This is a genomic window from Alteromonas aquimaris, from assembly GCF_026183695.1.
Classification (GTDB): domain Bacteria; phylum Pseudomonadota; class Gammaproteobacteria; order Enterobacterales; family Alteromonadaceae; genus Alteromonas; species Alteromonas aquimaris.
Genome location: NZ_JAPFRD010000011.1, coordinates 291,628 through 317,983 on the forward strand (window position 1 = coordinate 291,628; position 26,356 = coordinate 317,983).

General features: G+C 44.6%; 21 protein-coding genes. 12 read left to right on the top strand and 9 right to left on the bottom strand.

Annotation, left to right across the window (positions count from 1 at the left end):
- Positions 1-12: 12 nt before the first annotated feature.
- A complete protein-coding gene (locus OPS25_RS11495) occupies positions 13-558 on the bottom strand; it encodes a cytochrome b (RefSeq protein ID WP_265617868.1) in 546 nt (181 codons plus the stop codon).
- A 520-nt stretch (positions 559-1,078) separates the two neighbouring features.
- Here OPS25_RS11495 and OPS25_RS11500 point away from each other — a divergent pair.
- On the top strand, positions 1,079-1,504 hold the full coding sequence (locus tag OPS25_RS11500; RefSeq protein WP_265617869.1) for an antitoxin Xre/MbcA/ParS toxin-binding domain-containing protein: 426 nt from the start codon (positions 1,079-1,081) through the stop codon (positions 1,502-1,504).
- Between the two features lie 19 nt (positions 1,505-1,523).
- Here the strand turns inward: OPS25_RS11500 and OPS25_RS11505 are convergent, their stop codons facing one another.
- Both OPS25_RS11505 and OPS25_RS11510 read right to left on the bottom strand, forming a co-directional pair.
- The gene (locus OPS25_RS11505) at positions 1,524-2,051 is read right to left on the bottom strand and encodes a GNAT family N-acetyltransferase (RefSeq protein ID WP_265617870.1); all 528 of its coding nucleotides are present in this window, start codon (positions 2,049-2,051) and stop codon (positions 1,524-1,526) included.
- Between the two features lie 170 nt (positions 2,052-2,221).
- Positions 2,222-6,718, bottom strand: a complete 4,497-nt coding sequence (locus OPS25_RS11510; RefSeq protein ID WP_265617871.1) for a PAS domain-containing protein — start codon at positions 6,716-6,718, stop codon at positions 2,222-2,224.
- A 210-nt stretch (positions 6,719-6,928) separates the two neighbouring features.
- Here OPS25_RS11510 and OPS25_RS11515 point away from each other — a divergent pair, with 210 nt between their 5' ends.
- The 3 genes from OPS25_RS11515 (at position 6,929) to OPS25_RS11525 (ending at position 9,392) form a co-directional block, all read left to right on the top strand.
- Positions 6,929-7,462, top strand: coding sequence for a CC0125/CC1285 family lipoprotein (locus OPS25_RS11515; RefSeq protein WP_265617872.1), 534 nt, complete (start codon positions 6,929-6,931; stop codon positions 7,460-7,462).
- A gap of 463 nt (positions 7,463-7,925) precedes the next feature.
- A complete protein-coding gene (locus OPS25_RS11520; protein WP_265617873.1) occupies positions 7,926-8,411 on the top strand; it encodes a hypothetical protein in 486 nt (161 codons plus the stop codon).
- 87 nt (positions 8,412-8,498) lie between these two features.
- Positions 8,499-9,392, top strand: a complete 894-nt coding sequence (locus OPS25_RS11525) for a hypothetical protein (RefSeq protein ID WP_265617874.1) — start codon at positions 8,499-8,501, stop codon at positions 9,390-9,392.
- Between the two features lie 582 nt (positions 9,393-9,974).
- Here the strand turns inward: OPS25_RS11525 and OPS25_RS11530 are convergent.
- A complete protein-coding gene (locus OPS25_RS11530; RefSeq protein WP_265617875.1) occupies positions 9,975-10,256 on the bottom strand; it encodes a hypothetical protein in 282 nt (93 codons plus the stop codon).
- Positions 10,257-10,367: 111 nt separating this feature from the next.
- Between OPS25_RS11530 and OPS25_RS11535 the strand changes: the two genes are divergently transcribed.
- On the top strand, positions 10,368-10,829 hold the full coding sequence (locus OPS25_RS11535) for a hypothetical protein (protein ID WP_265617876.1): 462 nt from the start codon (positions 10,368-10,370) through the stop codon (positions 10,827-10,829).
- A gap of 8 nt (positions 10,830-10,837) precedes the next feature.
- On the top strand, positions 10,838-11,209 hold the full coding sequence (locus OPS25_RS11540; RefSeq protein ID WP_265617877.1) for a YidH family protein: 372 nt from the start codon (positions 10,838-10,840) through the stop codon (positions 11,207-11,209).
- 258 nt (positions 11,210-11,467) lie between these two features.
- Here OPS25_RS11540 and OPS25_RS11545 read toward each other — a convergent pair whose 3' ends face one another.
- Positions 11,468-12,652: an MFS transporter gene (locus tag OPS25_RS11545; RefSeq protein ID WP_265617878.1), complete on the bottom strand. Its 1,185-nt coding sequence runs from the start codon at positions 12,650-12,652 to the stop codon at positions 11,468-11,470.
- Between the two features lie 401 nt (positions 12,653-13,053).
- On the bottom strand, positions 13,054-13,617 hold the full coding sequence (locus OPS25_RS11550; protein WP_265617879.1) for a BON domain-containing protein: 564 nt from the start codon (positions 13,615-13,617) through the stop codon (positions 13,054-13,056).
- Between the two features lie 303 nt (positions 13,618-13,920).
- Between OPS25_RS11550 and OPS25_RS11555 the strand changes: the two genes are divergently transcribed.
- Positions 13,921-15,237, top strand: a complete 1,317-nt coding sequence (locus tag OPS25_RS11555; RefSeq protein WP_265617880.1) for a methyl-accepting chemotaxis protein — start codon at positions 13,921-13,923, stop codon at positions 15,235-15,237.
- A gap of 74 nt (positions 15,238-15,311) precedes the next feature.
- Here the strand turns inward: OPS25_RS11555 and OPS25_RS11560 are convergent, their stop codons facing one another.
- Positions 15,312-16,079 carry a sulfite exporter TauE/SafE family protein gene (locus OPS25_RS11560; RefSeq protein ID WP_265617881.1) on the bottom strand — a complete coding sequence of 256 codons (768 nt, stop codon included), beginning with the start codon at positions 16,077-16,079 and terminating at the stop codon, positions 15,312-15,314.
- A gap of 195 nt (positions 16,080-16,274) precedes the next feature.
- Here OPS25_RS11560 and OPS25_RS11565 point away from each other — a divergent pair, with 195 nt between their 5' ends.
- Positions 16,275-17,216 (top strand): hypothetical protein, encoded by a 942-nt coding sequence (locus tag OPS25_RS11565; protein ID WP_265617882.1) that lies wholly within the window; start codon positions 16,275-16,277, stop codon positions 17,214-17,216.
- 223 nt (positions 17,217-17,439) lie between these two features.
- On the top strand, positions 17,440-18,291 hold the full coding sequence (locus OPS25_RS11570) for a cation diffusion facilitator family transporter (RefSeq protein WP_265618414.1): 852 nt from the start codon (positions 17,440-17,442) through the stop codon (positions 18,289-18,291).
- 31 nt (positions 18,292-18,322) lie between these two features.
- Here OPS25_RS11570 and OPS25_RS11575 read toward each other — a convergent pair whose 3' ends face one another.
- Together OPS25_RS11575 and OPS25_RS11580 are read right to left on the bottom strand one after the other, a co-directional pair.
- Entirely contained in the window at positions 18,323-20,842 is a 2,520-nt protein-coding gene (locus OPS25_RS11575; RefSeq protein ID WP_265617883.1) for a glycoside hydrolase family 3 protein, read from the bottom strand.
- Positions 20,839-22,083, bottom strand: coding sequence for a sugar MFS transporter (locus OPS25_RS11580; RefSeq protein ID WP_265617884.1), 1,245 nt, complete (start codon positions 22,081-22,083; stop codon positions 20,839-20,841). The genes OPS25_RS11575 and OPS25_RS11580 overlap by 4 nt, the downstream gene beginning before the upstream one ends.
- Before the next feature lie 434 nt (positions 22,084-22,517).
- On the opposite strand from OPS25_RS11580, the gene OPS25_RS11585 reads away from it, so the two are divergent.
- Genes OPS25_RS11585 through OPS25_RS11595 form a run of 3 tightly spaced genes read left to right on the top strand, consistent with a single transcriptional unit; the run spans position 22,518 to position 26,260 of the window.
- Positions 22,518-23,855: a GH1 family beta-glucosidase gene (locus OPS25_RS11585; RefSeq protein WP_265617885.1), complete on the top strand. Its 1,338-nt coding sequence runs from the start codon at positions 22,518-22,520 to the stop codon at positions 23,853-23,855.
- A gap of 22 nt (positions 23,856-23,877) precedes the next feature.
- The gene (locus OPS25_RS11590) at positions 23,878-25,206 is read left to right on the top strand and encodes a glycoside-pentoside-hexuronide (GPH):cation symporter (protein ID WP_265617886.1); all 1,329 of its coding nucleotides are present in this window, start codon (positions 23,878-23,880) and stop codon (positions 25,204-25,206) included.
- A 46-nt stretch (positions 25,207-25,252) separates the two neighbouring features.
- Positions 25,253-26,260, top strand: a complete 1,008-nt coding sequence (locus OPS25_RS11595; protein WP_265617887.1) for a LacI family DNA-binding transcriptional regulator — start codon at positions 25,253-25,255, stop codon at positions 26,258-26,260.
- Positions 26,261-26,356: the final 96 nt, after the last annotated feature.

Here is a 26,356-nt window from a genome sequence, read left to right on the forward strand (position 1 = left end):
TATTTCTCCTGATTAAGATAGGTGTTTCTTACCCAACATACGTTTTAATGTCACGTCTTTGTCGATAAAGTGATGTTTAAGCGCGCCGACAATATGCAAGCTGACTAGCCCGATCAGAGTCCATGCGATATAAAAATGAATACTGCCTGCAATATCTTCTTGATCATCAAATAATTGCCCAAAGGAAGGGACGGCAAACCAGTCAAATACATCGATTGCTCTACCATCCGCAGTCGATATAAGGTAGCCACTTACAAACAGGGAAAATAACAGCAGGTAGATAAGAAGATGCACCAGACTGGCAATTGCTCGCTCAAACGCACTTCCCAATTTTGGTGGACGGGGCCGTAATAACCGCCAAATCACCCTGCACACCGTGAGACCGGCTAATAGTAGCCCTATACTTTTATGCCAGTGAGGTGCGGTTTTATACCAATCGCTGTAGTAATTTAAATCAACCATCCATAACCCTACCGCAAACATGCTGAACACGGTAAGGGCAGTCAACCAGTGAATCGTTATCAGTACCCAGTCCCATCCTGCAGATACTTGTTTCAATTAAGTTTTCCTCACTAAATTGCGGTGTATGCTGTTACATTAATGGAATTTTGGCAAAATAAACACCTTAAAAAATTGAGCTGATGATTCTGAAAAATAGAATGGTGATGATGCAAAAGGATAGCGCCATACTGTACCTGCGGAAGGTTTCGCTCATAGAACCTGAATGTGGTTTTCAAAAGCTATAGAATAATTGGTGGTCTAATCCCTTGGGGCCAATCTCAATTTGGCCCAAGCAGGAATTAAATGCCCACCACTAATGAAAATTTTTCTTATATATTTTTCTCCCCTTCAATAGGTCCCTCTTCACTGTCGACCGTTGCTGCCGTTTCCTGTACAACAGGGTTAATTGTAAATGCTTTGTTAACGGGGGCTTGCGATGAGTGAGAATCGGAAATTAGGCAAAACAAGTGGAACGTTTAGGGTTATCTAGCCTAAGTATTCTGCTTAGGAAATTATGGAACGAATCTAGCAACAGTCTTTTTTATGTATCCATTAAGTATGTAACAAGGTGGCTTTAATGACATATGCCCATTATCAACCTGCGGTAATTATGAAAGCATTTACCTGGGCTTACGAAGAGTTAGGTTTATCGCCCTTTGAGGCCGCAGCAATGCTGGGAGTAAGTGAGCGAGGGTTATTGCAAACAGCGTTAGTGGGCTTTGACGTTACGTCTGCGGAAACGGAAATTCAACTTGCCTTTATCCGCCTGTATCATCTGCTGTATGCGTTATCAGATGGTGACAGTGAAAAAATGATCACCTGGTTTACCCAACCCAATTTACATTTAGCGGAAACGCCAAAGTTAATGTGCCGCGATAAAGCAGGATTAACCTGTATTATCGATTACCTTGAAGGCATGCAGGCAGATATCAAGTTGCCTGATGTGGACTTTACCCTTCCCAAGCGTGCCCCTCAACCAGCCGCACAGGGATTACATCGATAGGTCATACCCTTCTCGGTCTTTATGCGGGATTAGCGTCGCCATGCGCGGTATTCTGATAGAACCCCGGATGATAAGTGACTCTCGCTCTTGGGTAATACCGGGTAAACGAACGAGACAGGAAATACTCAGGGGGTGCCCCGGGGAAGGTTAATCCTTCGACTGCTTTGAATCCAAATTGAGAATAATAACCGGGCTCTCCTAACAGGACACATCCTTTGGTATTTTCTTTCAACCAATTCAACACGCTTTGCATTAATTTACTGCCTACGCCTTTCGATTGCGCATGAGGCGAGACAGCGAGGGGCCCAATCCCATACCAGCCTGCTTCAGCATTGGATAAGGTCACAGGTGATACCGCTACATAGCCTATAATTTTTCCTTGCTCTTCAGCCACCCGTGATAATGTCAATGCATCATCTTTGCGTAATGCCTCTACAATTAAATGTTCGTTATGTTGTGAATGAGGCATGGTTTTAAAGGCCATTTTAATGACTTCGCGGATGGCTGATACATCTTCTGGGTGCTCAGGACGAATAGTAAGGATCATCGCTTTACAGTTAGCTGAGAAATATTGATTTTATACAGATAGCACAGTCGTTCGGAAATCGTCCACTTAGTAATTATTAAATTTGTGCGCCGCAGCCACATGCATTTGATATACGGCCTCAGTTTAAAAGAATTAAGCGCCCGCCGGGCTATGTATATTGCGAACGCGTATTAATCATTAAGGTGCCCGTATATAACCCTCATCGTTTTACTTAAATTTTGTTGAGCGATGGGCCAAAAAATCGAAATATTGTCGATATTGCCGTGTTCGCAGTCAGCTTCTAGCCGGTTGGCCATGTCGTTCAGTGGTGCTGAATTGACAGGACGAATGATTGAAATCAGCTTGCGAGTATTCGCGAGCATCTGCGCGCGATCATCTTTTTGCACGGCGTCGCTTGTGGCGGCAACCGCATTTTCCAGGTCACTTAACAGGGATCGTAAGGATACCGCCAGCGAGCCCACCTGTTTGTTAGCCTGCAGATAGGGAAGTAAATCGAACCAAACTGACGAGTCAAGCGGCATATCAAATTTAGCATAGCCTGGTAGTGTTTTCGGTTTTGCGACAGTGGTATCGCTTTGCTCATTATGCAGCTGCGCTTTTTGCGCAGCAACCAATGCTGAGGCTTGTTGTTGCAACTGCGACTCTTGCTGCTGAAGTTGCTGCTGAGCCCCACTCAGTGCTTGCTCTTTTTGGGCGAGTTGAGCTTTGCTGTCATTAAGGCTTTGTTCAAGTGCTGCCAATTGTTTATTTAAGTCGGACTGATCCGCATCAACATTATTCAACGATTTTTTAGCTTTGGCGCACTCCTCTTCTGCCGCATTGAGCTTTTGCTCCAGTAATGTTTGAGCCTGTTTCAGTGCTGCAATATCGTCTTCTTTTTGTTGCAAGGTGGTATGCTGTGAACGGATCTGTAACTGAAGCTTTTCTTCATTAGCCTGTTTTTCGCACAGTTGCTGCTGTAGTGTTTCAGCGTCCGCTTTGACTTTATTCAACTCCTGATTCAGTTTTTTCTCTTCAATATGCGTTTGCGATACTTTGCTTTCCGCGTCAACTAAATCAGACTGGCTGGACTGCAATTTCTCCTTCATCTTTGCATTTTCAAGTTTTGCAGAGTTAAGCGCGGCCTGGAGCTGCACTTTTTGTGCTTCTATTTCTTCGCGATGCTTGCGCCACTGTTCGTCGCTTCCTTCCATCATAGCTTTTTGCTTGGCTGCACGTTGCGCCACATCGGCAAGCTCGGCTTCCAGCTGCGCGAGACGATTTTGTTGTGCTTCTTTAGCTCGCTTTTCCGTTTCAACTTGTTGTTGATGGGTTTCAAGCAGCGATTGTGCTTTACTCAACTGTGCTTGCTTGGCTTCCAATGCCACCGCCAGATTTTGCTGAGAGGCTTTCCACTCCTGTTCATTTTGGGTCATGTGTTGCTGCTGGGCATTTGCTGCTTCCTGCATTTGCTCAAATTCAATGCGCAACTGATTTAGCTCTTGTTGATGACGTGCCCTCTCGTTTTTTTCAGCTTCACTTTCTGCGATGGTGTGATGCAATTCAGCTTCTCTTTGTTTTAATTGAGCTTCTTTCGCTTGCAGGCTTTCCTGCAATAAACGCTGTTGCTTTTGCCATTTTTGCTGAGCTTCTGAATTAGCCCTTTGCTGGTTTTGTGCAGCCGTTTGTAACTTGTTCAATTCTTCAGCAAGCTTATCCAAGGCATCTTGCTTTTGCTGCTTTTCAGCTTGTACCGCGTTTGATTGTTGTTTCAACGTGGTGAGATCATGCTTCGATGCTTCCAGCTGATCTTCTTTAGCTTTAAGTTCAGTTTCTAATTGCTGCTTGTGTGCTTGCATTTCCTCCTTGCTTTGATTAGTCATCACTTCAAGCGCCTGCATTTCGTGTTGAAGGTGCTCTATATGGCGAGCTCTTCCGGCCAATTCTGCTTGAGCCTTGGCGCAACTTTCCTGAAGCAAACGGCGTTCGTTTTCAGCTTTTTCGCTGGCTTTACGCTGATTAACAAGTTGTATTTTTAGCGCTTCTTTTGCTTGCACTGAACTTTGTAACTGTGAATTTAACAACTGAATTTGGTCATTGATTTTATGCAGCTGGGTATCTTTCTCTTCTAATGAGTTCTTAAGGGCTGCAATTTTTTGCTCAGATTGCGCCATGATCTGTGTCTGTTCACTTTGTGCCTGCTTTAATTTCTCGGACTCAACGCGACTTTGGTCAAGCTGTTGTTGAGTCTGGCGATATTGCTTTTCGCTGTATTGAAGTGCATTAGCAATTTGATGGCGCTGAGTTTCTAATCGCGTCACTTTCTCGCTACTCTGATTGAGCTGGTCCTCCAATTTTTGGTTAGCTGCTTTCGCTTCATCTAACCATTGTTGATTCTGCGTGTACTCGTCTTGTAACTTAGCAAAGTCAGCACGAATAGTGTGGTGAGCTTCTTCCAGTGCGGAAAGGGTCGAGATTTTATCGGAAAGGGTACCCTGTACCTGATCTAACTCTGTTTGTGTCTTGGCAAGATGTTGCGCAGTTTCCGTCAGGGTGAGATCTTTTTTGGCTAGTTCTGCTTTGCTAGTGCAAAGCTCTTCATCTTTTTTGACGATTTCTTGTTGTGCCAAGTCTCTTAACTGTTGCGCTTGTGCGCGTGCCGCATTTGCCTCTTTTAATGCACGTAAATCAACCCACAAACAGATTATGCTGGAAAGTTCGGCCTCGTTAAAAACGGGGATAAGCGTAATTTCGCAGGGTAAGCGTTTATGTCGATATTGATGCTGCCACTTTAAGGTTAATACTTGACCATGGGCTTTAGTCGCCGTTAATTTATCACGCAGTAATTTGCTGTTAGCTTCGGAATCATTGAGATCGGTACTGTGTAACGCTTGGCCTAACAATACCTGTTCATCTTCAATTTCGAAAAATGCACAGGCAGCAGCGTTTAAATGGGTAAATACATCGTTTTCGATTATTGCCATAGGGATGCTGGCATAGTTAACTAAACGATCGAAGCGATGGCTCAAATACCGTTGTTCTTCTCTTTCAGCCAGCCAGGCTATATAACGACAAGGCACTTCACTCAACTTACTCATATTGAGTGTCATCTCGAGTGGCAGCTTATCTTGGTTTAGTAATTTTACTAACGTATCGTGGCAGCGCTCCTGACGCTCTAATCGGGCTAGAACCTGATTGGCTTGCTCCGTATCGTTAAACAAAGATGCGAAGGCCGCTCCGGTTAACTCAGTAATTTCTACGCCTAGCTGATTTAAAAACGTCTGATTGGCTTCAATAATATTGTAATGAGCATCGACAACGAGAATGCCTGATGGTGAGCGATCCACCATACTGGTTAACGTGGTCTCTGCATTGATTTTAGCCGTGTTAGCGGCTATCTCCGCGGATTGGTTTATCACCGTGGCAATAATCGACGTGGGTATTCCCGGTTCTGAAAATTTTTGCAAATGTAATTGTAAACACAGGTTCTCTTTCGGGGGCAGTGTCACTTTTACTGGGGTGGATCCAAGGTCAACTAAGTGGGCTTTCGCCCATTCTTCGCTTACACGGGGTAAGGTGGCAAACGGTTTACCTTTAAATTTATTGATATCGCTGCCAATCAGTTCACTAAATGCGCGATTGCCTTCTAAAAAATGTCCCTTGTCATCGACGCGATAAAGGGCAAATGGTGCTATACTTGTGGTTTTCTGATGCAGTTTCAGCGCATTCTGAAGTTGTTGCTTTAACGATTTCTCCGCTTTTAAATCCATCATGATCAATTGCACCAGCGACCCCTCGTCTGCACCCCTTGCGGGTACGACAGAGCCTAAAACACGCACTGGCCTTGTCTCTTCGGACTCATTTAAGTCTACAGATAGCTCAAATTGCTGGCACTCTCCCAGGCCCAAAAGAGCAGAATTAAGCGTCTGCCAGCTCTGGTCAGTAAACCAGGCAGGCATATCCTCAAGCGTAAAAATAGCGCTGTCTTGCGCGCTGACCCATTTCGCCACAGCGGCGTTAATTTCAACGGTGCCGCTGTGGTAATCGATGTTCATCACTCCCTGTCCACTATTACCTACTTCTCTGGTGAGGTGAGAAAGATGATCATGCTGATTCTCGATTTTCTGCTGCAGCTGGTGGATGTCTTCCAGCATGACAACTGCGTGCACACCCAAAGAAGCATCAATATTGGGACAAACTCTTAATTGATAAGTGCGATCCCGACGGGGCATTGTGGCTTGAAAACGCGTCTCTTTCGAGCTGGCCAATGCGTGACTAAGGGTCTTTTCACTATCTCCCGGTAATAAAGATAACAAGCTGGTGTTGTGCAGTTGTTCTTCTTTTAGACCTAACAAGTAAAGCGCGGTGCGGTTAGCGGCAACTAAGGTACCGGACTTGTCAATAAATACGGCACCCGAAGGAAGTGCATTAAGTTGCGCTTCCAGTGTTGATGCAGCGGCTTGCAAAGTGGCTAAGGTGCGTTTAGTAAAAAATTGTTTCACTAGAAGAAAAATTAACAACAACGCGAAGATACTACTGAAAATTGCTCCCCCATAGACAGCAAATTCAGGGCGTTGTTCCACCAAACGGATTAAATAGTTGATATCTGCAGAGGCTGGGAATGTCAGCAAACTTAAGGCCGCTATACTGGCATATTGCGCGAATGGGTGACGTGCGCAGACTTTCATATTACTTCCTTCGATACGGCAATGGGACAATTCTGAGCTTACTATACGAAAAAGCTGGTGGATTTTTAGTCTTCACATTATGAATAGGTATGAAAAGTAATATCAATTTCATAACGGAATCTGACACTTGGGTAAAAATGTGAACTGGGTGAATCGCTTGTCTGTACAAAATATTTAAAACAGTTTGATTGAGTCGAAAAGGAAGAATGAGTGAACAAAATACATATTCTGCTGGCGGTCGTGTTGACCATGCTGACTTTAGCGGGCTGCGCGGGGAAATCCAGAGATTACCGCGAAGCTTCGCGAGGCGGTTTCGGATATACTGAAACTAAACTAAGCGATACCCAATATCGTGTTCATTTTAAAGCCAGAGGTACTGATCGCGCCAAGGCGATGGACTATGCCATGCTAAGAGCAGCCGAGGTAACCATATTAAATGATTACGACTGGTTTGTGGTTACTGATAGAGAAACCCTGGTTGATAAGGAGCGTGTTGCACCAAGCCCACAGTTTGGTTTTCAACAACGCTATGCGAGAGTGACAGAGTGTGGTGCATTTAGCTGTCGCACCACTTTGTACCCTACGTCCCAATTTAGCACCGGTATCTTTGTGGGCGGTTCTGACAGAAGTGAAATTGAAAGTATATTAAGTATAGAGGTCGGTCGCGGCGAACAGCCCCAGCGAGAAAATACGTATGACGCTCGACAGGTTCGCAATAACTTGATGCCAGCGAGAGAAAAATAAAAAAACCGTGCAGAATATGCTCCCCAGCTACGCTGCACGGTTGGATAGGTCCACTGGACATTCCAAAGGTATTGTCATGAAGTTAAAACAGCGGCATCGAATTATTGTTACCACTGTAATGAATCGCACTATATCAAAGCAGATTTATGTGTTGGGTATAAAGTGAGGTACGTTTTGTGTAATACCGATACGTTAGCAATGTGGATGCACGAAAAAGTAACGGGTAATTCAACAAGGTGCGTACGATCTTTAGCCGAGAAGGTGCGTATAATGAATGGTTATCTTCCCCTTGTTAGGCGAAATTCACTTTGGTTGACGCAGGGTTAAGGGGTTGGCATCATGTGTATTGTGCAGATGATTTGTAACGCATACTGATGCGCAGTTAAAAATATGAGAATAAAGAAGTTAGATGAAATAAGTTAAAAGTAAGTTGAACGTTAAAAAAGTAGACATAGTGACTGCAATGAAAGTAAGGATTACCTTATTGTTGACTGTATCCGTTTTTTTAGCCGGATGTTCCCAGCAACCAAGCTACGACTTTATGGTCGACAATTTCAATCAAAATAAACCCACATTCTCCATGATCGCCACTATCGCCTGTGATATTGGTGAAAAAACCGGTTTGCGTTCTTATGCGATCAATGGCAAGACAGAGCAAGAGAAAACGTTGCTGGAGCTGGCTGAACGCATAAATGTTGAAGCGATTAGTTATGTAGAGGCTAGTGGCAAATGTCAGCTTTCCATGCCTGTGTGGAAGGGATATTTAGACGATAGCCACCAACTATTTGCCTATCGATACAACATATCCGCTCCGAGACCCTACAATGCTGCACTTCATCGTTATCAGCAAATTCGGGATAAAGAGGGAACGCAAACAGAGAAATCCAAGTCTGTATTGTTTGATATGAAGCTATCGAAGCGTTGGTTTTTTTCATTTATTACCCGGTGAATTATACTTCCAATCTTTCATTTGCTATTCAGGCAGTGCTGCGGTTAAATTGAGTGTAGTTAAAGCACAGTTAGCAGGTTGTTGTGTATGAAAACTCAAATTTTACTGGCTGTTCTGATGAGTTTTTGTGTGAAGTCATTTGCCGCTACGGAAACCACCCCAGTCCGTATTTACTACGGAATGGAAAGTTTTCTAAAAGACGTTGCCAATCCTGCAGATCAGGATGCATTGCCCACCACTTATCGACTTTTATTACCAAAAATAAACGTTCCAATGGAATTCGTGTATGCGCCTTTCAAACGTTCGCTAAGACACTTGCTGGAAAACGAACCAGCGTGTCACTTCTATGCTTTAGAAAATGGAGAACGCAAGACTCAGCATTTATTTTCCTTACCAATTACTTTTTTGCCGTCGCCAAGGGTCTATACCCGGACACCGGTAGAAGAAAAAATGCTTAATAACAAGGGCGAAATAATTTCGTTAACAGAAACAGTGCAAATGCAACCGGCCCGCGTAATTTTGCTTACCGAAAGTATTTCGTACGGGGATGAATTAGACACCTTTATTAAGCAAATCCCCGCTCGAAATATTGTATGGCGGGCCAGCGGAGATCGGCACAATAAAGTTTCGGAGATGTTTTTCAAACACCGTACGCAGATGGCGTTGATCTATCCGCAGGAAGCACATCAATATCTGGAAACCCAGCCTGGTAATGATAGAAAATATTATTCGTACGGGATCGAAGGCGTTCCTGCGATAGTAGGCGGTAAAATGATGTGTAACAAATTTCCGCAAAACGAAGCCTTCTTAGAGGAATTTAATCAAGGTATTCTAGGGCTTTACGATGATGAGGAATATATTGCCACCCAACAACGACATACACCCGACGCACTTCGCGACTTACTCCATGAAGCTATTACACGCGCAAAAAGTTCCTACCGTGAGACCATCGAGCCCGAGCTAAGTATAAACATTAATTGAAAGGCCGGCTTAGTTACTGTCTCTTTTCACCCCCCCTGCCAAAACGCTTAAAAGGTAAAATGCCTTTTTGCCAGCGCGGTAAAAAATTGGGCAAGCTTTGACACGGGCAGTTGCATTTTCGCTCTAATTTTTTTAGTTTCCCCCGCCTTTGGGGGGACGGCACTTATGACAAGCGCTCTATTTTAACTCGGAATGTAAGGCAGTAAATTTTTCTCGCTCATCAAAAAAAACTTCACGCATAAAATTAGAATAAATATTAAATTTATACAAAACAAAAAGTTATCTTGTCTTTTTATGGGCCCGGTTTTTGCTTTATAGGTTTTAGTATTGAAGCTGAAAATAAGTGAAACTGGGAAGTAGTTAAATGGAAAGTATCGTTGCATTGGCGGTTGTGTTGGAGTGTTATTTATTTGCACGGCGATATATAAAGCAATCTAATTTTCAGATGAAAAATCTGGCAAACGGGGTTTTCGGTTAGATTAATTTCAAATTTGAGGCGCAGATTAAATGGCGTGACTCTGCAGACTTTGAGCGCTTGCGCTGCGAGTATCTTTAACGATTTGATCTGCTAAAGTGTGACCATCAGATAACGTATCGTAAACAAGGGGTGGCCCTAAAATGCGTACCATACTGTTTACTGATCTTTATAAACGATACAGCGCAAGCGGCTTTTATTGCCCCAAAAAATATTTCCCACCCAACGAATAGTTGATGAAGTTCCATGACGTCCACCGCTTGTGCTCTGGCCACATTGTGACGGGGCATCATAGATGGTGATACTCGCCAGAACCCAGCAGTAAAGGCGAACGCTATCGTAGAGTCCGACAATAAGTTATCAAGGCTATCCATTGCGAAAAGTGACAATTACGCAATATTTCTTGTAATGGCATACACTTCACCCACTATAATAGTTTCGGCTATATTCGAATAACTGCAGTGAGATATCGCCCATATAATTTGAAAAAAGGTTACAGGATGAGAGGAATAGCGCTATTAGTTTCACTTTTTTCCATGGTTGCAGCGAATGCATCGCAGGCATTTAATGCTAAGGCGTACTTCGAAGACGCGATTACTAAAACCAAGCAGCCTGCCCACCATTTTATTGAATTATATTTACATCAACATGACTTTGACAATGCACATCAGTTACTTTGTCGGGATATCGCGGATAAGACACCCGTTTCGTCACTGAAGACAGTTTATTCACAACTAGAAGAATTTGCTGATTTAAGTCAGTTTTCAGAAATCAAGATTGTGGATGCGTATGTGCAATTAACTAAAGTCGAGCCAGAAGGCTTAGTGAATTATGTGGTCGTACTTACTCACAACAATGATGAAAAAATCTCTGGTTCGATCACGCTAAGAGCGACTTCTGGCTGCTTATGGGGTTGGCGATTTGAACCTATGAAGATAAAACAGTTTCAATTTGATAACTAAGGGATTGGATGGGTTACTTACAGGATCCAAGAGTATTATTTGCCGCAGAAAGAACATTATTAGCCTGGAATCGCACCAGTTTAGGTCTGATCGCGTTTGGCTTTATCTTAGAACGCGCAGGTTTATTGATGAGGCTTCTACAAGATGGGGGAAATGAGTCGCTCGATGCATCCGCTTTTATTTTGGGTATGGCGTTTATTTTATTAGGTGGGATGTGTGCGGTGGTGTCGGCCTATCAATATGCCCGCGTGCTTAAGTCCCTGACTCAAGAAGAGATCCCGCCTGGCTACAAGCCCCGGTGGGGGATGTTTGTTAATATTACGCTAGCAATATTTAGTGTCGCTCTCTCTCTACTTCTTTACTTTATGCACGACTGGTAACGCCATAACAGGCCTACATCGGAGAGGACTTTTGACGATAAGTGGGGCTTAAAAGAATGCGCAGAGACTATTTTCTCACAACTCAGAGCCTGTGCCTGTTCGCTTATCATTGCCAGAAAACATACTAAAACACACAAAACTGGCACGATAATGCACTGTCGCAAATCGACGGAAAAACTATTTTTTCTCTGTCGCATCGGAAATTAACTTACTTTTAAAGAAGAACCCTTAATAAGTCGCAATAAAAGGGCAAAAAGTTTATTTGCGGGGAAGCAGTTTTAAGAACGCCAGGGTAAAAACGAATAAGATTAATAAACAGGCAAATAAAAACGGAAAACGATGATCATAGTTATACAGAAGCGCAGCTATTGGAGGCCCGGCAATATAACCCATAGCTGGAGTGGATGTAATGAGCCCCGTCACTGTGGCTTGTTTTTCAGGGTCGCAACGACTGGAAGCGATGGCCGCAATGGACGGATAGGCTATCCCTAATCCACTGCCTAGTAGAACCATAGCAAGATAAAGTACGGTGTTAGTCTGGTGCACATAACAGAGTAGATAAGCTACGGTAAGTAAAAGTAACGCGATTTGTACAAGCTGTTCAGGTCGTAACCTGACTCTCTGTATCAACCCGACTTGCGCAGCAAAGGAGCTTGCCGCGCTAATCATCATTGCGATCCCTACCGACTGGGCCGCTGCTATCGTCGATTCACCATACTCATCCATAAAGAAGAACCCCAGCGTTTGCTGCAGCATCGCCATTGAGCAGAATACACAGGCAGAAAAAACCACCAGCAAAGCGGTTATCGGTTTAACCGCCACAATTTTGTTATTGTCACCTTCTATCACTGGTGCAGAATGGGATTTGGCCGCCTGATCGGGCAGAAAGCGTTTCACCACGAAAAGAGCCATTACTGTCAACACTATCACGCTGTAAAGAGGGGTGAGGATCCCAAATCCCACTAATGCGCCGGCGAAGGTTGGCCCCAACACCTGCCCTAAATTATTGGCCGAGGTGACCTTGCTAATGGCTTTTACTCTATCTGCCTGGGCACTGTTAGTGATTGCATACCCAATCGCCGATGGAGGGGTTGCTGACATAATGCTAGATTGCATCGTGCGCGAAATTAACAAGGCTAAAAATAAACTGACACCGCTGAGAATGGAGTGAATTCCCATATACCACATACTGGCGAAAAGCAAGGTGCCAATGCTGTATCCTGTCAAACCTATCATTAAGGTTCGTTTGTAGCCTTTGCGTCTGGCTACTCGGCTCCACAAGTTGGTTCCAATGGCAAACATCACCGCAGAGCTGGACATAATAATCGCCACCTGAATTTCTGTTAATCCAGCCTCTCGCCCAAGGGAAGGTAGCGTCGTGATGACTATGCTTTGCCCAATCGCTGTAGTGAAAAGCGCCAAAAATAATACGCGAAAAATCATCGAATAATTCTAAAGTGATAAGCGCCCAAAAGAGTATCCACTTTGATACTCTTTCGCAATGAAGTGAGCTCACTAGCGTAAAAATATTTCAACTTCTGATAACCGGATGCTGTAAACGCTTGTAGGGAATTTTAAATGAAATTGCCGCAGCTCTTACTATGCAATAGCCCACCTGCAAGTATGATGGTAAAGGAAAAATACGTGTGCTTCGTGTAACACGGAATTCAAAGAGCATCGGCGTTCAACCTCTGGGTCCTGATAAATCGCTCTTTTGGTATTCCTGACTGATACTCAGCGCGATGATGCGGAATATAACACCGTGACGGCGGCCTTAAAAAAACACCCGCCAAGTGGCGGGTGAAAATCAGAGGTATTGTTAGGTCAAGAAGACCTAGGGGAGATTAACTGTCTACCGACAGTTCACTTATTACGTCATCGACGTCATCAGTGTTCTTCGCAATGGCTATGGCCAAATCCCGTTCGCGGTAGGATTTCACCTTGCCGTAAAGAGTAACAATCCCTTGTTGAAATTGGACATCAATGTCAACACCAGTAATGGTAGATTCCAGTAGTAAACGCGACTTAACCGCAGTTACTACTTTTGCCTCCTGCAAATCTTTAGCGAACGTACTTCCGGTACTGTCATTATCGTTCGGTGTTACGACGGCCAATCTATTCTCGACCGCTATTACTCCTGTTAGCGACTTCACCAACTCCGTGGCGAGCGCCTTGTGAACTTCAGTGTCCACGCTGCCGGTTAATATAACCTTACCGTCCGTGACTTCCGTGTAAATATCGAAAATATTCAATCTTCCATCAAGCAAAAGAGTCGACTCTGCTTCGCTATCAATCCTTGCATCCATGGCTGATACGTTTCCCATTATTTCCTTGGCATCAGCTAGGCTTAGCAGAGAGGGCGTAGTTAAGGACGCAATGAATGTCAGGGATTTTCCTAAACCATTCATGCTTGGCTCCTTCGCTTGTTGCCGTCAATATCTACTATGCCACAAGCGTGCCAACTCAAAGTCAATCTAAAATGTTAATTTATATGCATGATTTTTATAGGAAAATTTCGAAATCCTTATTGCAGGTAAATATTAGCTTTCTAACCCTGTGTAGTTTTTTCACATTACGCTGTCGTTTCTTTCATACACTTTGTGAGTACATATATCCATCTAGCAACGCATAGTGGATTCGTTAGCAATTTTCAGAATCGGTGATACTTTTTATTAATAGCCTTTTCTATTCGATATCTAACAGGTAGGTAAATGTTTAATCAACATCTAAAAGCTGAAATTCAGGAATTGAAGGATGAACTGTTTAGCCTACGTCAGGTTCGCGACAGTCTTGAAGAAGAAATGCTGTTTGTTACGTTAAATGCAGATCGCACAATACGTTCCGTGAATCGAGAGTTTGAAATTGAAATGAATTATAATGAACGCGAACTCATCGGTAGAGCTATTCTTGATCTGGTTCCTGCTATTGCGCGCCATACACCTCACTATGCTCGCTTGGAAGACGCGTTAAAGACCCCTATACATTATGCAGGTGTGTTCGAGTGTAAGCGTGGGAACGACGAAGACGCGTGGTTACGGGTAATCTTACAACCGGTAATGTCCCAGAATGGTGAGGTCCAGTATTTTACTCTGCACGGCAATGACCTTACCAGAACCATAACCACCTCACGAGAATATGAAAATTTAGTTCAGGCATTGCAAAGATCGACCGCGGTGATCGAATTTGACCTCAAGGGCATGATAGAGACAGCGAATACACCGTTTTTAGATGCCTTGGGTTATAGCCTGAAAGACATTCAAGGTAAGCATCACAGCATCTTGTGTACAACAGACGATGCGAGATCTTCTGCCTATGAACAGTTCTGGCAGCAACTGCGGCGAGGTGAAGCAATCAGGGGCCGCTTTAGACGCATCGACAGCAGGGGCAATACAGTATGGCTGGAAGCAAGCTATAACCCGGTTTATGATCAACATGATGTTTTATATAAAGTGGTACAGTTAGCGACTGTGGTAACCAACCAGGTTGAGCGCGAAAAAACGATCAACGATGCAGCCGATATCGCCTATGACACCTCTAACAATACAGAAGCTGCTGCCAGTCGAGGCAGTGCTGTCGTTGCAGAGACAGTCCAAGTTATGAATACTCTCGCTGAACAGATGATCAAGGCCAGTCAGGGGATCAATGATCTGGATTCTCAATCTCAGCAAATTGCCACGATTATCGAAAGCATCAGCAGTATCGCAGAGCAAACGAATTTACTCGCTTTAAATGCCGCTATCGAAGCAGCACGGGCAGGCGACCAGGGAAGGGGGTTTGCAGTGGTTGCAGATGAAGTAAGACAACTTGCATCGCGCACCACCTCGGCAACAGAAGAAATTGTAGGTGTGGTGCAGCGAAATCAATCATTGGCAGCGGAGGCGGTGAATTTGGTCGATAGCGGTAAACAACAGGCGGAAAAAGGACTGCAACTGGCCAAAAAAGCGGGTCAGGTAATTGAAGAAATTGGTCAAGGTGCTCGTCAGGTTGTAGAGGCAGTGGGTCAGGTAACCAATAAACTTGAACAGTAGCCCTGTATTGCCTTGCGCGGTAACTTACTGATTATACGCTAGACGAGCAAAACACATGGGAATGAGCAACCGCGCTAGATTAACTGAATGACCGCTTTTAATAACAGGTGCAATGCCAGTAGTGTTACCACCGTGGTATATAAAACCGTAAACAGCTGAGTCGAGAATTTCTGTAGGGCGCTTAACCCTACTTTGGTGCCGATAAACCCGCTGATAATCATTCCACCCGCTAGAGGTAACCAATCGATAAAGTAAACACCTGCAGCGAGAAAGACAATCAACTTCAAAACATTTTGCAGGCTCATACAGGAAGCGAAGGTTGCTGTGTGTGACATCTTCCCCATTTTGTTCTGATGCAAAAACGCGGCCAGCAGCGGTCCGGTTGCCCCTACAAAAGCCGAAAGCATTGTCGTTATTGTCCCTACAGCAAACATTCCTTTTGCTGATATTTGACGTGACTTAGGCTTGAATCCCCAGAGTAAATACAGAATGAATAGTCCTACACTGAGTTGGATCCATTGTAACGGAAGCTGGATAAGAACGAACGAAACCGCAATGGCCCCCACAATCGCGCCAAATCCAAATGCGTTGAATGTTGGTCGATCCAGATTGGCGTGGGTTTTATACGCCCTGTACCCATTGGAGCCGAGCTGAACGAGAGCGTGAACAGGAATCAATACTTCTATGGGGATATAGTGTGCCATGATAGCAATCAGCATGATCCCGCCTCCTATTCCAAACGCTGCTGTAACAAACGACGTCACCGCTGATGAAATAATCAACAGCAATAACACAGCCACTGAAATCTGACCTGCGCCCAACCACTCAATGAGTGCGACCAAGAGAACTCCTTTTGTATAACAATGAGCTAAAATTTGAGCAAGAAAAATACTTGCCATCCCGGTATAAAGAATCATACTGAGATTAGAGGTTAGGGTGATATCGCTTTTACCCATAATATTATTAAAATAACATCTGCTGTTAAGTTTACGATTAAGTGTTACGAAATTTATAGATGAATTGCATGCGACGTAATCATGACTGTAAAGACTGCAAAACGCTATTTTTGTCCAGATTGTAAACATCAGTTTTCAACGAATACTGATCACGATCATACGCTGATCGTAACTTGTCCTAATTGCAAATCCCTTTGCCCAAAACGGTGTCTGGAAGAGAGTGCACTGGTCAAGGTCTTAAGCCAACGAAAAAACTGGCCGTTGATTTCAACCCGGGTGATCGCCTTTGAGGGTAGAGAAGGGTTTGAGGCGGCTAAAGCTGCATGTGCCGATCAACCGTTCTTTACCTATCCCGCGTCCCATTTTTTTAATGAAAAAAATCCTGTTGAATCAGGCGAAGTCTGGATAGAAACCAGTCTTCCATTATATAAAAACTGGGAAGTGGCGCATGACAGCCCCACCAATGCGGGGGAAAGGTTACAAAACTTTGTGGTGGTGCATGAGCATCATTGTGCCGAAAACATCTTGTATGGTTATTACTTGGTCATTACCGATGAAATGCGTGCTTTCAAAACCAATACTTATGTGTGTGGAGAGTGCCATAGCGCTGCTAATAAGAATGACAAGTTTTGTAAAAAATGTCTGCATAAACACATGTTGACATACGCCCAGCTACAGAACACCAAGTTGCTGCCGGTAAGCCAGTCACTTAACCGATTCCGTCTGACCAAAGGTGAAATGAAAGAAGCATTGGATTTGTACGTGCAGACCCATGTCAAATTACCGCAAAAAGAACAGAAAAAGAGACTGGAACAGCTGGTGGCCAAAAAAAATACCGTCAGCGATGTGGAGTACAAAGGCTTCAAATGGCTTCTTAATGAAGGAATTAACACCGAGATATTCGTTTTCGAAGAGGACGAGAACCGTTTCGTAATGGGCCACCAAACTCCACGAATCCCAGAGATACTAAGTCACATTCAGAAAAGACTGCAGGCTTTTCCGTACCCACATGAGATTAGGTAAGATAAACGCCCAACAATAAAAAACAATTTGCCGCCTTATTTGTAATTAGCACCCTACCATATGGGCCTCGCGCAGCTTCAAAAGGCAATCCATCTTTTAAAGCGAGTGAAAGTATGCTGTTAAGTTGCGCTCGGTATTCACACCACGGATCGAAAAGGGATTAGTCGTGCATCAGCCTCATCATCACCGTCATCCTCATCACGATCAGTCTGAAACAACTCGAATGGGCTATGCGTTTTGGCTGAACTTTGTTTTCACCGTCATTGAGTTTGTTGGGGGATGGTTAACAAATAGTGTCGCGATAATGGCGGATGCGGTGCATGATTTGGGTGATACGCTTTCCATTGGCATGTCATGGATTCTGGCCAGGTTGGGTAAACAACAAGCTGACGATACCTACACGTATGGGTTTAAAAGACTTAGCTTGTTTGGCGCGTTGATCAACGGGGTGATTCTAATCGGTGGTTCTGTGTGGATTTTGATGGAATCCATTCCGCGCTTGTTTAATCCTGAAATGCCAGTGACAGAGGGAATGATGGCGTTGGCCATATTAGGTGTCATGGTAAACGGTGCCGCCGCAGTCAAATTGCACGGTGGTCATACATTAAACGAGAAAGTGCTTAATTGGCATCTATTGGAGGACATGTTTGGTTGGATAGCGGTTTTAATTGTGGCCGTAGTACTGCATTTTTATCCTTTTCCTATTCTTGACCCTATTTTAAGTATTGGTTTCACCTTATTCATTTTGTTTAACGTTGTCAGACATGTGACCCAGACATTGAAACTGTTTTTACAGGCAACGCCAGATGATGCAGTGCAACAGAAAATTAAGCAGGGGTTGTTAGGTATAGAAGAAATTAAGAATCTGCACCACTTACATTTCTGGTCATTAGACGGCGAACATCATGTGTTGACCGCACACTTGGTCACGCATACCGATTTACATCCTGAGCATTTAAAACAACTCAAACAGTCCGTTGATACTATCCTGGCGGCCTTTAACTTGGCGCATACCACCATCGAAATAGAAATGCCCGGGGAGCCTTGTCGAGACGAGACGCCAACCGGGCATTAACCTCATGGATTATGATTATTCACTCATCGGTTTACTGGCAAGCAGGTAATTTTCCTTCATGGTGCAGATAGCGAATATTGGATACAGTAAGTTCACCGGCTTTCGCTCTTGAAAGTGCAAAGGGTGATTGAACCGTACCAAGACTCGCGTTCCCTTGAGTAAAACATGTGAGGGGAATGATCACCTCCTGCCACTCTTCGGTATTTTCCGCAAAATTTGCCAAATTAACTTTATTGGCACAGCCTTCCCCACAAGTAACGCTTACCAGTGTGTCTTCAATAGCCGATCCCTTGACATCAAAGGCGATAACACTTTGCGCTTTCCCAAAGCTTCGCATATCTTCGCTAAACGGTGTATAAAATCCGACGCTACCCGCTTGCTGCCAATTAATTAATAAGGAGTCTTCTTGTACCTGTCTATCTGTAGTACGTACACTAATATCCTGTAGAGAGACCGTATTACTGTTCATGATGCGTGATTCCCCGTTAGCACGGATCTCGAGTTGCCAGGGCTTTTGGGTAGTCAGTACATAAATAGCATGTTCACTCGTATTAGCATCGTCGCCGCTTTCGATGGTTTCGTTAAGCTTATCGCCTAGACTATCTTTGTCTTCATAGGTGAGGCCATAACCAAACGCAAACTGAGGGGTTTTCCCATCGCCAACGTTGAGTTCCTCTTGTGAAGGATCGGCTGGCCAGCTAAACGGTAATTTACCGGTCATCGGGTAATTGACGTCACCGTTTTGTGTTTTCAACAAGACATCTGCCACACCCGCGCCTTCACTTCCGGGTAACCAGGCCACCACAAAAGCATCACTTGCATTAAGTTCAGGATTGACCCACAAAGGGCGGCCGGTGATGAACACTGATACCACCGGAATACCCTGTGATTTGAGTTTCTTCAATAAAGCCAAGTCAGATTTTTCACCCCGTTGGTATTCCAGGTTGGAAATATCGCCATTACCTTCTGCATAGGGGTTTTCACCAAACACGACCACAGCTACATCTGGTTTTTGGTTAAATTCGCCGTTTTCTGCTAACTCCAATTGCCCACCACTTTGCTCGATGTGGGATTTGAAGCCATCATATATTGAGCTGCCACCAGGGAAATCGTTGTTCGTATTCCCCGTGCCCTGCCAGGTGATGGTCCATCCTCCCGACTGCTTGCCGATATTATGTGCGGCATCCCCCGTTAAGCCAATTTGTAAATCAGCTGACAAGGGCAGTATGTTATTTTTGTTCTTTAACATTACCAGTGATTTACGCACCGCTTCACGGGCTAGTTGACGATGTTCCTGCGCGCCAATCAGTTCTTTTTTTCCTGCCAGTACGCGATTGGCTGGAGAGGGTTGTTCAAACAGGCCCGCACGCACTTTCACACGTAATATGCGACGCACTGCATCATCTAAGCGGGCCGTCGCAATGGTGCCGTCTTTCACCTGCTCGACTAAATTCTCGTACAAAGGTTTCCAGGCGCTGGTGGGGACCATGTAAATATCCAGCCCCGCATTCATCGCCTGAGGACAATTATCATTGGTGCAGCCTTCGATTTGCCCGTGACCATTCCAGTCACCTACCACAAAGCCATCGAAACCCATCTTGTTTTTCAGTACATCAGTAAGTAAGTATTTGCTACCATGTATTTTCTTGCCATGCCAGCTGTTAAACGAGGCCATCACACTTTGCGCGCCGGCGGACAATCCTTCAACATAGCCCTGCGCATGTATTTCAAACAACTCTTTTTCTGTACTGATATTATTGCCCTGATCGTCCCCATTCTGAGTACCACCGTCACCTAGAAAATGCTTAACCGTAGAAATCGCGTGGTGTTCGTCAATCACGCCATCACTCATGTCGCCCTGCATTCCTGTGACGATGGCTTTGGCATAAGCACCAACAATATCAGGGCTTTCAGAATAGCTTTCATAAGTTCTGCCCCATCTATCGTTCCTGGCTACTGCTACTGTGGGAGCAAATATCCAATCAATCCCAGTGGCCTTGACTTCCTTGGAGGTGGCTTCGGCAATCTCAGTGATGAGACCGGGGTCATTCATTGCACCCAATCCGATATTGTGTGGGAATAAGGTCGCCCCAATAACATTATTATGACCGTGTACGGCATCAGTTCCCCACATTGTGGGAATGCGGCTGCCGTCAAGAGAATCATCGACCGACGCCTGATACATTTTTTCGGCGAGAGCCACCCAATCGTCAACAGAAGCATGCTTATCATTATTTGGAAAGGCGCCCCCGCCATTCAAATAAGAGCCAAAGCCATATTTTCGCATATCCTCAACAGTGATATCGCGAATTTCCGGTTGAATAACCTGGGCGACTTTTTGTTCAAGTGTCATGTCATTAAGTAGAGCCTCGACACGCTTTTCAACTTCATCGTCATTTGTTTTAGTAAATGAAATGTCTGGCCAAAAGTCAGGTACAGTATTGTCATTAGCCCGGGCGACTGGAGCCTCTTGAGAATCTGAACTGTTACATGCGGTTAATAATGACACCCCAATTAGTGCCACACTTAAAGGAAGAGTGATTTTCTTCATACCTGGGCCTCCTGCTTGATATATTTACTTCCTGACAGTCCGTAATAAGCAATATAGATATAACAGACCAGAGGTAATAAAAATGAAATTTGCAGACCTAAACTGTCAGCCAATACACCTTGCAATAATGGAACAATTGCGCCGCCTACGATAGCAAGGCAAAGCATGCCAGAGCCTTGCGCAGTTTGCTGGCCTAACCCTTTAAGGGCAAGACTGAAAATCGTAGGGAACATAATTGAATTGCATAATCCTACGGCCAGAATCGACCACATTGCCACGTGGCCAGTACTATTAACAGATACAGCTATTAGGATGCACGAAAGAACGCTATTGAAGGCCAGGCATTTTCCAGGATTAACTTTTTGCATGACCACGGCACCGATAAAGCGACCTACCATGGCACCGCCCCAATAATAGGCGATGAAATTTGCAGCCTGCCGCTCAGTCAAACTTAACACCTCTTCGGAAATGAAATAGTTAACTAAGAAACTGCCTATAGAAACCTCTGCCCCGACATAGAGAAAAATACCGATCACGCCCAGCATGAGATGGCGGTGTTTCAGCACGCTGCCTGTCATTTCTCCCAACGCCATATCAGCGGATTCAGCTGGTTTGGGCAGCTGAACTTTTATCATCATTAACGCCATAATCCCTAACACAACTGCCAGACCTAAATAGGGCACAATAGTTGAATTGGCTTCTGCTTGCGCGCTTACCTCGCCGTGGGCTGAGAACAGCAACATACCACCTACTAATGGGGCCACGGTGGTACCCAACGAATTAAATGCCTGGGTCATTGTGAGCCGACTGGAGGCAGTGTCGGGATCTCCCATAATCGTAACTAAGGGGTTTGCTGCAACCTGCAGTATGGTGATACCTGAAGCCAGCACAAATAACGCCGTTAAAAACATCCAATACTGGGCGGCTAACGCAGAAGGGATAAACATTAAGCAACCAACCGCTGCAGTGATTAAGCCGATACCAATGCCTTTTTGATAGCCCACGTTGTTGACCAGTTTCCCGGCAGGAACTGAGATGAGAAAATAGGCACCGAAAAAACACGATTGCACAAGCATGGCCTGCGTATAGTTGAGTGAAAAAAGCCCCTTTAAATGGGGGATCAAGATGTCATTTAACGCGGTAATAAAACCCCACATGAAAAATAGCGACGTTAGAGTAGCAAGCGCAAAGAATGACGTTGTTTGTGCACGCGTGGGTGACACGTAGGCTGAGTTTGTCATGTGGTTTTCCTGATTTTTTGTTTCGCAACATTGGTCTCTAAGAGAGCCTTGATGTTACTAACAAACATTTCATTAACAAATATCGCGAGTATAAAGTCATTTCAGGGAAATGCAAGCGCTTACATTTTTAGCTCTTTTACCTTTCAAATATAGTTAAATGCAAAAATGATTTAACCCAAATTCGGGTAAGAGCCATCGGCACAGTCTCGTATATAAAAAAATTTAAATAAAGAATTCAATTAGTTGGTGGGATACCGGACACGCATTGATCAAGATGATTTCAAGCGACTTCTCGATTTTACTTGCCAAAATGTGTTAAAACATTGTAAAACTACAATGAAAGCGCTTACAGTTTGTTCTGGACATCTAATAAAAAGATATTCGTAAGGCTTTCGTATTTCTATTACATATAACCCTACTATTAAGCCGAATGTATGAGTAACCGTTTAACCCTGAATCCACACTTTCGTAGCAACACTTTCACTTTCGGCGTCGCCACCTCATCTTTTCAAATAGAAGGCGCGGCAGCCAGTCGGGAAGAATCAATTTGGGATCGTTTCTGTCAGCAACCAGGCAAGATCCTGGATGGCAGTAATGGAAAAGTAGCCTGTGATCACGTCAACCGATGGCAAGAAGATCTGGAAATCATTGCCAGTTTGAATGTTGATGCTTATCGGTTTTCTGTTTCCTGGCCGAGAATTATCCGAGCAAATGGTAGCATCAACCAAGCAGGGTTAGATTTCTATATTGCTTTATTAGACAAACTGAATGCAAAAGGTATTAAAGCGTATGTCACTTTGTATCATTGGGATTTACCCCAATACCTGGAAGACGAGGGAGGATGGTTAAATAGGGACACCGCATTTGCTTTCGCACAGTATGTGGAAGTGATAGTAAAAGCGTTTGGAGATCGCGTTTACTCTTACGCTACCTTAAACGAACCCTTCTGTAGCGCCTACTTAGGTTATGAGGTAGGTGTGCATGCACCCGGCAAAGCAAAGAAGGAGTATGGTAAAAAAGCCATTCATCACCTTTTGTTAGCGCATGGTCTGGCGATGAAAGAGCTTCGAGCGCATGCACCGGCAGCTCAAAGTGGTATTGTTTTGAATTTCACCCCTTTTTATCCCGCCTCGCCAAGCGAAGAAGACGCTCGCGCCACCGAACTCGCTCACATACATTTTAATGACTGGTATATTCGTCCAATTGTTGAGGGGCGGTATCCCGCGTTAATTGAGGATATACCGCAGTCACATCGTCCTGATATTCAACCTGGCGACCTTGAGCTTATTGCCCAACCTATCGATTATCTAGGCGTGAATTACTATACCCGGGCCCGGATTAAGTGTGATGCGCCAAATGATCCAGTCCATTTACCTCCTCCCGAGTCAAGCGAACAGACCGCGATGGGATGGGAAGTGTACCCCCGAGGGTTAAGTGACTTATTATTGCAGCTTCATCGAGACTTTACGTTGCCACCCATTATTATTACCGAAAATGGACTGGCGAGTGATGATCATTTAGTTAACGGTGAGATTGACGATCAGCAGCGCATTCGTTATCTGCAAGACCACTTGGACGCAGTCGCAGTGGCGATGGATCAGGGCGTTAATATAACCGGTTATTTTGTTTGGAGTCTGTTAGACAACTTTGAATGGGCGTTAGGGTATGAAAAACGCTTTGGTATCGTGTATGTTGATTATGAAACACAGAAGCGTACGTTAAAAAACAGTGCATTAGCGTTAGCAGCTACACTGTTATCGCGTCAACAATAAGCAGCGGAACCGGAAGTTCACTATGGTAAGTGTTCGCGAAAAGATAGCATATGGTTTAGGTGACACCGCCAGCAACTTTATTTTTCAAACGGTGATGCTGTTTCTAACCTTTTATTATACTGACATCATTGGACTAGCCCCGGCGGCGGTGGGCACCATGTTTTTGGTTGTACGTGTATTTGACGCCGTCACCGATCCTCTGATGGGTGCCCTTGCCGACAAAACGAATACCCGCTGGGGCTCCTACCGCCCTTACTTGCTCTGGCTTGCGCTGCCCTTTGCTCTCTGTAGTGTATTAGCGTTCACCTCACCCCCGTTGCCAGAGGAAGGAAAATTAATTTATGCGTTTGTCACTTATGCATTACTAATGCTGATGTATACCGCAATCAATATTCCTTATTCAGCCCTGGGCGGCGTGATGAGTGCTGACGCTAGTGAACGCGTATCTATCCAGTCTTATCGTTTCGTATTTGCCATGGTGGGTGGATTATTGGTTACCACGTTTACTTTGCCATTGGTGGAATTTTTTGGCGAAGGTGATCAGGCATTAGGCTATCAACAAACTATGATTGCCATGAGCATTGTAGGTATGGTGCTGTTTCTATTGTGTTTCGCTGGCACCAAAGAACGCGTAAAGCCTTCTACGCAGGGTACAGTTACCATTAAAGCGCAGCTTCGGGCATTGTGGCAAAACGATCAATGTCGCGTGCTGTGTGTAGTAGCTGTAGTGTTGCTAACGGGTATGGTGTTACGAAATACGTTGGCAATTTACTATGTTAAGTATGTTTTACAGCGTCCTGACGAGGTGACCCTTTTTGTAACGGCTGGGATGATTGGCAGCATTATCGGCTGTGCTCTTGCTAACCCGTTAGCTAATAGAATGTGCAAGGTAAAAGCCTATATGCTGCTGCAATTGATCAGCGCTGTACTCTGTTTTATAAACTACTTTGTTCCCCCGGACATGTGGCGGACGGCCATGGGAGTGCATTTTCTTTGGGGGCTGTTTTTACAAATGGCCACGCCACTTTTGTGGGCGAAAATTGCAGATGTGGTGGATTACGGAGAGAGTACTACGGGCGTACGTATGACCGGGATTACTTATTCGACCGTAGTATTTTTCATTAAAGTAGGGCTTGCAGTAGGAGGAGCGTTAGCGGGCTGGCTGCTTGCGATATATGGTTATCAGCCGAATGTATTTGAGGCGAGTGTGGCACATGGAATTATTGTTTCATTTTGTATTTTCCCCGCGATAGCATCGATTGCAGTTGCGATTATCATGCGGTGGTATACATTAGACAGCCAAAAGATGGAATCGGTCCAAGCATCACTGTCATCAGGGAAAGCTGGTTAAGCAACTAGCCTTGATGCATCCTTAGGGCGGTATCAGGAATAGGAACATGGTAACAATAAAACAAGTCAGTGAAATGGCGGGCGTATCATCGGCAACGGTTTCCCGCGTAATCAACAACACTGATACGGTTAAAGAAAGAACCCGTGTAAAAGTAATGGAAGCGATGGCGAAGCTTGGCTATCGTCATAATGTTTTGGCTGCGTCGCTAGCTTCCAATAAAACCAATACTATCGGCTATGTGGTGCCTGAACTGCATGGTTCGTTCTTTGGAAATATGATGGCGGGCTCCGAAAAAGTCTTGCGCAAAGCCAATAAACACATGTTCGTGGTGACTGGTCACTCTGACGAGAAACTCGAAATGCAGGAAATTGAAGCTTTGCTGAGTCGTCGCTGCGACGCATTAATTCTGCATGTTGAAGCAATTAGTGATGAGTATCTGATTCATCTTGCTAAGCAGGATGTCCCTCTGGTTATTGTCAACCGCTACATAAAAGAAATAGAAGAAAACTGTATCAGTTTAGACAATGAACTGGGCGGTTATTTAGCTACGCGTCATCTGATTGAGTTGGGACACACGCAAATTGCTTATTTATCCGGTTCATTGTTTAAGGCGGACGGTTTAAATCGTCTTGCAGGGCACAAACGCGCTCTCAGTGAAGCCGGTTTATCCTTCGATGACTCCCTGATGGTTGAGGGTGACTTCCAAGCTAAATCAGGTGAAGCGGGGATACACCAGTTAGCGCAAAGAGCCAAGTGCTATACCGCTGTGGCGTGTGCGAACGATGAAATGGCGTCGGGCGCCATTAACGCGCTGCGCGCACTCAATAAACGTGTGCCCGAGGATATTTCGGTTGTAGGGTTTGATAACGTTGATTTTGCCAGCTATCTCACCCCAGGACTTACTACCATTGACTACCCAATGCGCGAAATTGGCGAGATGGCGGCGCGGTGGATATTGAATCGAGCATACGGTGACCACAAAATGTCATTGACGCATATACTTGAACCAAAATTGGTGCATAGGGGTACAACCAATCAAGCGGCTGAAAAATAAATGCTAAACATTTGTTAATGCTTCTTACCATTTTTGCCGATATCGGGTTAATATGAAAAAATCACGCTTTCACCCTTTGCCTGAATACAGAGGTTA